Genomic DNA, 9,961 nt, shown 5'->3' with positions numbered 1-9,961 from the left:
GTGCGGATCAGCGGGGGAGGTGGATCATCCCCTCCTGGGACGCGGACGCGACCAGCCGGCCGTCCTCCGAGAAGACCCAGGTGCCGGTGAGGCCGCGTCCGCCCTGCGCGGTGGGCGCGTCCTGGACGAACAGCAGCCACTCGTCGGCCCGCGCCGGCCGGTGCCACCACATGGCATGGTCGAGGCTTGCAAACGCGATGTCGGGCGTCACCCACGACGCACCGTGACGGCGCAGCAGCGGTTCCAGCATGACCTGATCGGATCCGAACGCGAGCAGCGCGCGGTGCATCAGATCGGGGCCGTCGACGGGCCCCCGAACCTTCATCCACGCGGTCTGGTACTGCTTGGGCCGCTTGTCGGGGCCCACGAAGAGCGAGCCCTCCAGGTGGCGCACGTCGAAGGGCGCCTTGGTGAGCCAGAAGTCCGCCGACGGATGGCCGGCGAACGGGGCGAGGACGTCGACGCCGGACGGCACGGACTCGGGTCCAGGCACCTCGGGCATGGTGACCGAGTGCTCGGGCCCCTGCTGATCGATCTGGAAGGACGTGATCATCGACAGGATGGGCCGTCCGGCCTGGAGAGCGTGCGTGCGGCGTGCCGAGAAGGAGCGCCCGTCCCTGAGCACCTCGACCTCGAACTGGATGGGCCGCGTCGCGTCTCCCGCGCGCAGGAAGTAGCCGTGGAGCGAATGCGCGAAACGGTCCTGATCGACGGTCGCGCCCGCCGCCATCAGGGCCTGCGCCAGGACCTGGCCGCCGAAGACGCGGCCGCCGGGCATGGGCAGCGAGTCGCCCTCGAAGCTGGTGTCGCCCTCGCGTCGCAGCGTCAGCGCGGCGATGCCGGCGCTCACCGCCGCATCGGCCCAGACGTCCTCGGTGTGGGCCATCAGCCCTCCTCCGTGGGCTCGAACGTGTTCACCATCGAGTGCGCGGCCCGCTCGAGGTAGTCCATCAGCGTGACGGCGTGCAGCGGGGAGAGGTTCTGCTGCGCCACCGCGTGGCGCATGTGACCGATCCAGCGGTCGCGCGCCTCCGGATTGACCCGGAACGGCTGATGCCGCATCCGCAGTCGCGGGTGGCCACGCCGGTCGGAGTAGGTGGTGGGCCCACCCCAGTACTGCTCGAGGAACAGTGTGAGGCGCTCGATCGCGCCCTCGAGATCCTGCTCGGGATACAGGGGGCGCAGCACGCGATCGGCGGCGACTCCCGCGTAGAAGTCCCGCACGATCGCCTCGAACGTGGGGTGCCCACCCACGGCCTCGTAGAAGCTCTGCCCCGAGTCCTGAGTGGGCCCCGCACCCACGTTCATGCCCGGAACCGTCACTCGTCGAGGTCGGGAGAGTTGGGCGGCGGCAGGGGGCGACCCGAGTCGTCCTTGGGCGGCGTGTCGCCGGCCGCGCGGTCGCCGTCGTGGAGCGCGGGTCGCACCCGCGCCGCCTTGGAGTCCATCACCATTGCGTCGCCGGGAACGGCGAGGTCGATGTCGCGCTCGTCGAAGATGCGCCGCATCTGGAGACGCACCTCGCGCATGATGTCCCATTGGGTGGCTGGGTTGACCTGCACCAGCAGGCGCAGCATCACCGCGTTGTACTCGAGGGACTCGACCCCGGCGACCTCGGGCTCCGCCAAGATGTTGGCTGCCACCTGGTCGGACTCCTCGCGAGCCGCCTGCACCGCGTCGAGCATCGCCTGCCGGGCCGCCTCGATGTCGGTGTCGTACGCGAACCTGACCTCCACCAGTGCGCGCGACCACATGCGGGTCTTGTTGCCCACTCGAACGATCTCTCCATTGGGCACATACCAGACCGTGCCGTCGAGCGACCTGAGCCGCGTCGCGCGCAGGCCCACCTCCTCGACGGCTCCGGTGGCCGCGCCCAGGTCGACCACGTCGCCTACGCCGTACTGATCCTCGATGAGCATGAAGACGCCGCTCAGCACATCCTTGACCAGGGATTGCGCGCCGAAGCCGAGCGCCACGCCCACCACGCCGGCGGACGCGATCATGGGCCCGACCGGCACGCCCAGCACGGTGAGGATGGTGGTGATGCCGATCGCCACCAGCACCACGGCGAGCGCGGAGTTGAGAACGCGCCGCAGAGTCTGCGCACGCTGGCGACGGCGTTCACCCTCGAGCCGCAGCTCGACGGTGTCGGGCTCTGCCACCGGGATGCGCGCCCGCTTGAGCGCCCTGCGGGTACGCGAGTCCTGGAAGGGCGTGCCGCGCTCGATGCCCTTGGTCACGCCCTTGATCAGGGCGCGTCCGACGAGCCACGCGATGACCAGCAGCACGGTGACCACGATGAGGCCCAGCGTGTTGGTCTCGACGTCGGAGATCCACGAATCCACCAGATTCTTGGCCTCGTCCGACGCGAGGGAGGGGGACGGTGAGGGGCTCGGGGCGGCGGCAGCACGGAGGTCGATCACCAGACCAGAGTAACGAGAGCGCGGCGCGCCACGTGAACACCCTCGCATCTGGCAGGATTGAGGGGTGATCGATGCGCCCAAAGTCGAGCGCGAGGCCCCATCGCCGGCCCTCGTGGACCTGGCCCGCGCGTGCGGAGTCTCGGTCGAGTACTACGCCATCGACGGCACTCTCATCCAATGCTCTGCGGCGGCCATCCGCGCGGCGCTCACCGCGATGGGGCTCGACGCATCCTCGGACGCGGCGTGCGAGGGCTCTCTCACGACGCTCGAGGACGAGGCGTGGACGAAGCTGGTCCCGCCGGTGACGGTGGTCAGGCAGGGCGAGGCACACGAGATCCCCGTCCACGTGATCGACGGTGACCCCGTCGACGTGTCGCTGCGGCTCGAGACCGGCGAGGAGCACGAGGTCCAGCAGATCGACCGCTGGGTCCCGCCCCGGGCCGTCGGGTCGCAGACGATGGGCCGCGCCACGTTCGAGATCCCGGCGGATCTGCCGCTCGGGTGGCACGTGATCGAGGCCGCGACCACGGGTAGGCGCGCACGGGGATACGTGGTGGTCACGCCGCAACAGGTCACCATCCCCGCCGAGGTGCGCGAGCGCCGCCCATGGGGTCTCACCGTGCAGCTCTACTCGCTGCGCTCCGCGCGCTCGTGGGGCATCGGCGATCTCGCGGACCTTGCGGACCTGTGCGCGTTGGGCAAGGCACGTGCCGACGCGGAGTTCGTGCTGATCAACCCGCTGCACGCCAGCGAGCCGGTGCCGCCGATCTCCAACTCCCCCTATCTGCCGTCCTCCAAGCGCTTCATGTCGCCGCTGTACATCCGCGTCGAGGACATTCCCGAGGTGGCCTACCTGCCGTCGCAGCAGCGTGCGCTGCTCGCGTGGGAGGCGGAGAAGCCGCAGCGCCTCAACGATTCCGACGAGCTGCTCGACCGCGACGCGATCTGGCGGCTCAAGTCGGCGGCGCTCGAGGAGGTGTTCCGCGCGCCGCGGTCCGCCGGCCGCGACGCCCTCTTCGAGGCGTTCTGCCTGCGCGAGGGCGCGGCGCTGGAGGACTTCGCCACGTGGTGCGCCATCGCCGAGGCGCATCGGGGGCTGCCGTGGCCTGTGGAGTTCGACTCGCCCACCTCGCCCGCCGTGGCGGCCTGGCGCGACGAGCACGCCCACCGCGTCCTGTACTACGCGTGGCTGCAGTGGATCTGCGACGAGCAGCTCGAGCGGGCGCAATCGGCCGCCATCCGCGCCGGCATGAGCGTTGGGGTGATGATCGACCTCGCCGTGGGCGTCCACCCCGAGGGCGCCGATTCGTGGGCGTTCCAGCGGGTGCTCGCGCAGGGCATGAGCATGGGCGCGCCGCCGGACTTCTACAACGCCCTCGGTCAGAACTGGTCGATCCCGCCGTGGCAGCCGCGCGCCCTCGAGGCCGCTGCGTACCTGCCCTTCCGGGACATGGTGCGGGCCGCGGTGCGCAACGCGGGATCGTTGCGCATCGACCACGTGCTGGGCATGTTCCGGCAGTGGTGGGTGCCGTCGGGGCACATCCCGGTCGACGGCGTGTACGTGTACGTCGACCACGAGGCGCTCATCGGGATCATCGCGCTCGAGGCCGAGCGGGCCGGGGCGTTCGTGATCGGCGAGGACCTGGGCACCGTCGAGCCGTGGGTGCGCGAATACCTGCACTCCCGCGGAGTGCTCGGAACGTCGATCACCTGGTTCGAGCGCCACGATGACGGCGCACCGCGACTCCCGGAGCACTATCGCGCGGACACCCTCGCGGCCGTCACGACTCATGATCTGCCGCCCACGGCCGCGTACCTCGCGGGCGACCAGGTGCGCCTGCGCGAGGAGCTGGGCATGCTGGGCGGCGGCAGCGTCGAGGACGCGCAGGCCGAGGCGGCGCGCGAGCGCCAGGCCTTCATCGACATCATGCTGGAGCGCGGCTGGATCCTCGGGGACTACAACGAGGAGGACCTGATCGCCGGCCTCCACCGCTGGGTGCTCGAGAGCCCCGCGATGCTGACCGGGGTGGCGGTCACCGATGCGGTGGGCGAGCGCCGTGCGCAGAACATGCCGGGGACCGACGTGGAATACCCCAACTGGTGCGTGCCCATCACCGACGGCAACGGCGTGCCGGTGCTGCTGGACGACCTCTTCGACCACCCGCGGGTGCGGCGCCTGTTCCGCGCCATCAAGGCGACGCGCGCCTAGCCCGCAATCGGACGATGCGGGCGTCGCCGCATCGTCCCGTCCCGGGTCAAGGGTGCGCTCACCCGCGCGCGGCGGGGCGGTCCGCCAGGGCCATGCGGCTCGCGGCCTGCGCGACCTGGGCACGGTGGACGTGGTCCAGCGCTTCGATCACCGCCCTGTGGAGCACCCTCGGCGCGTCCGCGTTGTCCGCGAGCCATCCCTCGATGCGCCCCGACAGGCCCTCGACCCGGCCCGTGAGGTAGGTGGGCAGCACGGCCTTGACCACGCGCACCCCGACGAAGCCGGCGTTGGCCTCGTAGTAGGCGCGCATCGTTCCCAGCACGTCGTCCATCAGCGGGGCGAGCAGCGCGGGGTCGAGCACTCGGGCGAATCCGCCGGCGAGCTCGAACTGCGCGGCGTTGTTGGGGGCTCCGTCCGCGGGTCTCGCGAGCGCGTTCCAGGCGTCGCGCTTCGCCTCGACCGTGGAGATCGACGCTCGCACACCCGCGGCCCTGCGCTCGCCCGCCGCGCTGCGGTCGTGAGAGGCGTAGAACCCGATCTCCTCGGCCCCGATGCCGCCCGCTGCGGCGAGGCCGGCCAACAGATCCCAGGTGAGATCCGAGTCGACCGGTAGTCCGGGCAGCTCCGCCGCATCCTCGACCAGAGCGCGGAGCCGGAGGCCCTGCTCCGTGGTGGTGGCGAGCTGGGCGTAGGCCCTGAGGAGCTGCAGCTGGGCATCCGAGGCGGGCTCGGACGCGCCGAGCGCGGACCACAGCGACTCGGCGGCGCGCTCGGTGGTGGCGCGCACGAGCGCCGGCGCGAGGTACCGCGTGATGGCGAACAGCAGTTGCCGGACGTGCGCCTCGCCCGCCGCCGAGTTGCCGATGTGGGGCAGGAGTGCGAGAACGGCGTCGACGTAGCGCTGGGCCGGCAGGGCGCCGTCGCGGGTCATGTGCCACAGCGCGTCGAGCACGGTGGCCTGCACCATCGGGTCCTCGATGGCGGCCACGTGCCTGTCGATGGTCGCGAGTGAGGCCTCGTCGAGGTGAAGCTTGGCGTAGGTGAGGTCGCGGTCGTTGACCAGCAGCAGGTCCGGCCGGGCCAGGCCCGCGGCCGTGGGCAGCTCCGTCAGCTCGCCGTCGAGACCCGCCGGTATCGACCACGCGCGGCCCAGCCGTCCGTCGCGCAGGCTGTAGCCCGCGACCTCGACCTGGTGGGGTCGGTGGACCGGGAACTCCGCGGGGACGTCCTCGGCGACCGCGAGGCGAATGATCGCGCCCGCCTCATCCGTGGCCACGATCGGGCGCAGCGTGGTCACGCCCGGCGTCTCCAGCCACACCGCCGCCCACTCCTCCAGGGTGGCGCCCGCTGCCGCCTCGACCTCAGCGAGGAACTCGGCGAGGGTGGCGTTGCCGTGGTGGTAACGCGCCAGGTATCGCGCCACGCCGTCGAAGAACGCGTCCTCGCCCACGTGCCGCGCCAGCTGCTTGAGCGCGGACGCGCCCTTGGCGTAGGTGATCATGTCGAACGCCGAGACCGTCGCCTCGGTGTCGGGGATCCGGGTCACGATCGCGTGGGTGGTGGGCAGCTGGTCCTGCAGATACGCCACGGACTTCCGGTCCGCGGCGAACGTGACCCAGGCGTCCTTCCATTCCGACACCTCGGCGCCGGCCCAGGTGCCGATGAATTCGGCGAACGACTCGTTGAGCCAGAGATCGTCCCACCACTTCATCGTGACCAGGTTGCCGAACCACATGTGCGCGAGCTCGTGCAGCACCACCACGGCCCGGAACTCGCGGTTGGCGGCGGACGCGCGTCCGCGGAACAGGAAGCGGTCCTCGGAGATGGTGACGCAGCCCACGTTCTCCATCGCTCCCAGGGTGTACTGGGGCACGAAGACCTGGTCGTACTTCTCGTATGGATACGGCGTGCGGAACACCCGCTCGTAGAGCTCGAGACCCGCCTGTGTGACAGCCAGCAGCTCCTCGCCGTCGAGATGGTCCTCGAGCGCCGGGCGCCCGTAGACGCGTGCCGGGATGTCGCCGGCGGCGCCGCGGAGCATTCCCTCGTGGAACACGTACGGCCCCGCGACCACGGCCGCGGCGTAGGCCGGGATCGGGACGGTGGGGGCGAACACCCATCGCGCGATGCCGCGTGTCAGGCCCCCGACGGTCGACGCGCCCGCCACGGGCTGCGGAGGCGGAGTCGGGGAGTTCGAGACCACGGCCCAGTGCTCCGGAACCGTGACGGCGAAGGCGAACTCGGCCTTGATGTCGGGCTGGTCGAAGCAGGCGAACGCGCCGCGCGCGTCGTTGGCGGCGAACTGCGTGTAGAGGTAGACCTCGCCGTCCGCGGGGTCGAGGAACCGGTGCACCGCCTGCCCGTCGTTTCGATAGGCGAAGTGGCCCGCGACCCGCAGGGTGTTGCGGGCGCCCAGGCCCGCGACCTCGATCCGGTGGTCGTGGTGCGCGGAGAGGTCGAGAGCCTCCCCGTTGAGCTCGATGGCATCGATCCGGGCCGCCACCGCCTCGATGAACGTTGTCGAGCCCGGGACGGCATCGAACTCGACCGTGGTCTCCGAGCGGAAGGTGTCGCCGGCCGCCGTGAAGTCGAGCGCGACGTCGTAGCGGACGTTGGCGACCGTGGCGAAGCGCTCCTGCGCCTCCCGCTTGGTCAGGTTGAGACCCGGCATGTGGTCAGTCTGTCAGGGCGGGCGACGTCGGGCGGATCATCACCCCTCGTAGGACCCGTCCGCCGCCTGCGCGGCGAGCGCGCGTCGCACGCCGTCGTCCCCCTCCACCACCATGCGCCGGAGCGCATCGTGGGCGTCGGAGTTCGCGGCGAGCCAGGCGGCGGCCCTGTCCCGAAGGTCGGGCACGCGGCCCGCGAGCTGGGTCGGGTACAGGCCTTCGATGAGGTTGGACGCGATCTCGTTGGTCTTGGAGGCGTAGATGCGTCGCAGCGCGGCGAAGTACTCGTCGACGTACGGGTCGAGCAGGGTGAGGTCGTGGACGTGGTTGAAGCCCGCGATGGTCTCGTACTGAAGCGCGTTGGGCAGGTCCTTGTCCGCGTTGATGAGGGCGTCGAACGCGGCCCGCTTGGCGTCCGCGGTGGAGATGGCGGCGCCCGCGTGCGCGGCGCGGCGCTGGCCGGAGGCGGTGGCGTCCCGGTTAAGTTGCAGCTCGATCGCCACCTCGCCCGCGCGTCCGCCGGACACCAATGAGATCAGCAGGTCCCACGTGAGGTCCGTGTCGATCTCGATGCCGTCGATCGCGAGCTTGCCGTCGATGAGCGCCTGCAGGGTGTCGTACATCGAGTCCACGCACGCGAGCGACGCGAAGGCTCGGAGGAACTGGAGCTGGTTGTCGGAGCCCGGCTCGGCCGCCAGCATCAGCTGCCAGATCTCGCGCGCGGTCGCGGCCTGGACGTCCCCCGCCACCGCGGGCTCGACGTAGAGGCCGATCGTGGTGGCGAGCTGGCGCAACAGCACCAGCACCGTGGTGGACTCCGTCTCGGCGCCGATGTTGGTCAGCACCAGGTCGACGTACTGGCGGGCGGGCATCTCCGCGTCGCGGGTCATGTCCCACGCCGCGGCGAGCACCATCGACCGGGCAAGCGGGTCGGTGAACTTCGCGAGGTGGGCGACGGCGGTTGCCAGCGACGCCTCGTCGAGCCTGACCTTCGCGTAGGCCAGATCGCCGTCGTTGACCAGGATCAGAGCCGGGCGCGCTGCGCCCACGATCGCAGGGATGTCCGTGCGCGCGCCGTCGATGTCGACCTCGACGTGGAGCACCCGTTCGAGCACCTCGTCGCCCTCGTCGGTCACCGACACGTCGTATCCGCCGATGGCGAGGCGGTGCGGGCGCTGCGTCGGCCACTCGTCCGGGGTCTCCTGCAGGACGGCGAACGCGGTGATCACGCCTGCATCGTCGACCTCGATCTCGGGGCGCAGCGTGGTGACGCCGGCCTTCTGCAGCCACACGTCGGACCAGGTCGACAGGTCACGGCCCGACGCCTTCTCCAACTCGGCGAGCAGATCCGCAAGCGTCGCGTTGGCGTGGTGGTGCTTGCGCATGTATTCGGCGACGCCGGCGAAGAACTCGTCCTGGCCCACCCATGCGACCAGCTGGCGGAGCACGGACGCGCCCTTGGCGTAGGTGATGCCGTCAAAATTGACCTCGACGTCCTCCAGGTCGCGGATCTCGGCCATGATCGGGTGCGTCGAGGGCAGCTGGTCCTGACGGTAGGCCCAGGACTTCTCCAGCGCGTTGAAGGTCACCCATGCGTTGCGGTACTTGGTGACCTCGGCGGTCGCGAGAGTCGAGGCGAACTCGGCGAAGGACTCGTTGAGCCAGAGATCGTTCCACCACTTCATGGTGACCAGGTCGCCGAACCACATGTGGGCGAGCTCGTGCAGCACAGTGACGGTGCGACGCTCGATCCGCGCCTGCGCGGTCTTGGACCGGAACACGTACTCCTCGAGGAACGTCACGCAGCCGGCGTTCTCCATGGCGCCGGCGTTGAACTCCGGGACGAAGATCTGGTCGTACTTCTCGAACGGATAGTCCGTCTCGAACAGGCGCTCGTAGAACTCGAAGCCGCGCTGAGTGTCGTCGAGGATCACGTCCGCGTCGAGGTGCTTGGCGAGCCCCTTGCGGCAGTACACGTTGGCGCTCAGGGTGCCCTTGCGCGACTCCACCGTGCCCTCGACCTCGTGGTACGGCCCGGCGACGATCGCCGTCACGTAGCAGGGGATGCGGGTGGTGGGGGAGAACTCCCATCGCGCGACGCCGCGCACCTGGCCGGCGACCACGATGGCGCCCTCGACCCCGGACTTGTTCGATGGCGAGTTGGACAGCACATGCCAGTGCTCGGGCGCCGTGACGGTGAACGTGAACGACGCCTTGAGGTCGGGCTGCTCGAAGACCGCATAGACACGCCGAGTGTCCGCGACCTCGAACTGCGAGTAGAGGTACACCTCGCCGTCCTCGGGGTCGACGAACCGGTGCATTCCCTCGCCGGTGTTCATGTATTCGCAGTCCGCGATCACCGTGAGCTCGTTCTCCGCCTCGAGGCTCGGCAACGTGATGCGCGAGTCGACGAAGTGCGTGGCCGCATCGAGCGACTCGCCGTTGAGCGTGATCGACACCACGGCGGGCGCGATCAGGTCGATGAACGTGCTCTCGCCGGGGATGCCGGAGAAGCGCACGGTGGAGGTCGAACGGAAGGTGGTGTCCGACGTGGTCAGGTCGAGGTCGACGGTGTAGGTGTCGACAGCGACGATGCTGGCGCGGGCCTCGGCCTCGACGCGCGTGAGGTTGGTACCTGGCATGGCGAGATTCTGCCATGC

At 70.3% G+C, this 9,961-nt stretch carries 6 protein-coding genes; 1 reads left to right on the top strand and 5 read right to left on the bottom strand.

The window, feature by feature from the left end; translation table 11 throughout:
• Positions 1–7 precede the first annotated feature (7 nt).
• Genes Q0L54_RS02195 through Q0L54_RS02185 form a run of 3 tightly spaced genes read right to left on the bottom strand, consistent with a single transcriptional unit; the run spans position 8 to position 2,423 of the window.
• Positions 8–886 (bottom strand): acyl-CoA thioesterase II, encoded by an 879-nt coding sequence (locus Q0L54_RS02195; protein WP_296665139.1) that lies wholly within the window; start codon positions 884–886, stop codon positions 8–10.
• Entirely contained in the window at positions 886–1,308 is a 423-nt protein-coding gene (locus Q0L54_RS02190) for a globin (RefSeq protein ID WP_296665137.1), read from the bottom strand. The genes Q0L54_RS02195 and Q0L54_RS02190 overlap by 1 nt, the downstream gene beginning before the upstream one ends.
• 11 nt (positions 1,309–1,319) lie before the next feature.
• A complete protein-coding gene (locus tag Q0L54_RS02185; protein ID WP_296665136.1) occupies positions 1,320–2,423 on the bottom strand; it encodes a mechanosensitive ion channel family protein in 1,104 nt (367 codons plus the stop codon).
• A 64-nt stretch (positions 2,424–2,487) separates the two neighbouring features.
• On the opposite strand from Q0L54_RS02185, the gene malQ reads away from it, so the two are divergent.
• Positions 2,488–4,632, top strand: a complete 2,145-nt coding sequence (gene malQ, locus Q0L54_RS02180; protein ID WP_296665134.1) for a 4-alpha-glucanotransferase — start codon at positions 2,488–2,490, stop codon at positions 4,630–4,632.
• Between the two features lie 58 nt (positions 4,633–4,690).
• On the opposite strand, the gene pepN (Q0L54_RS02175) is transcribed toward malQ, so the two are convergent.
• Both pepN (Q0L54_RS02175) and pepN (Q0L54_RS02170) read right to left on the bottom strand, forming a co-directional pair.
• Positions 4,691–7,303, bottom strand: coding sequence for an aminopeptidase N (gene pepN / locus Q0L54_RS02175; RefSeq protein WP_296665132.1), 2,613 nt, complete (start codon positions 7,301–7,303; stop codon positions 4,691–4,693).
• A gap of 39 nt (positions 7,304–7,342) precedes the next feature.
• The gene (pepN, locus tag Q0L54_RS02170) at positions 7,343–9,943 is read right to left on the bottom strand and encodes an aminopeptidase N (RefSeq protein ID WP_296665130.1); all 2,601 of its coding nucleotides are present in this window, start codon (positions 9,941–9,943) and stop codon (positions 7,343–7,345) included.
• Positions 9,944–9,961: the final 18 nt, after the last annotated feature.

The sequence above is a fragment of the Demequina sp. genome, assembly GCF_024642165.1.
Classification (GTDB): Bacteria; Actinomycetota; Actinomycetes; order Actinomycetales; family Demequinaceae; genus Demequina.
This window is presented reverse-complemented; position numbering and strand designations above follow the sequence as displayed.

Excerpts from the sequence above, each read along its gene's own strand:
- Q0L54_RS02195 (WP_296665139.1), bottom strand. The coding sequence starts at position 886 with ATGGCCCACACCGAGGACGTCTGGGCCGATGCGGCGGTGAGCGCCGGC.
- Q0L54_RS02190 (WP_296665137.1), bottom strand. The coding sequence starts at position 1,308 with ATGAACGTGGGTGCGGGGCCCACTCAGGACTCGGGGCAGAGCTTCTAC.
- pepN (WP_296665132.1), bottom strand. The coding sequence starts at position 7,303 with ATGCCGGGTCTCAACCTGACCAAGCGGGAGGCGCAGGAGCGCTTCGCC.
- pepN (WP_296665130.1), bottom strand. The coding sequence starts at position 9,943 with ATGCCAGGTACCAACCTCACGCGCGTCGAGGCCGAGGCCCGCGCCAGC.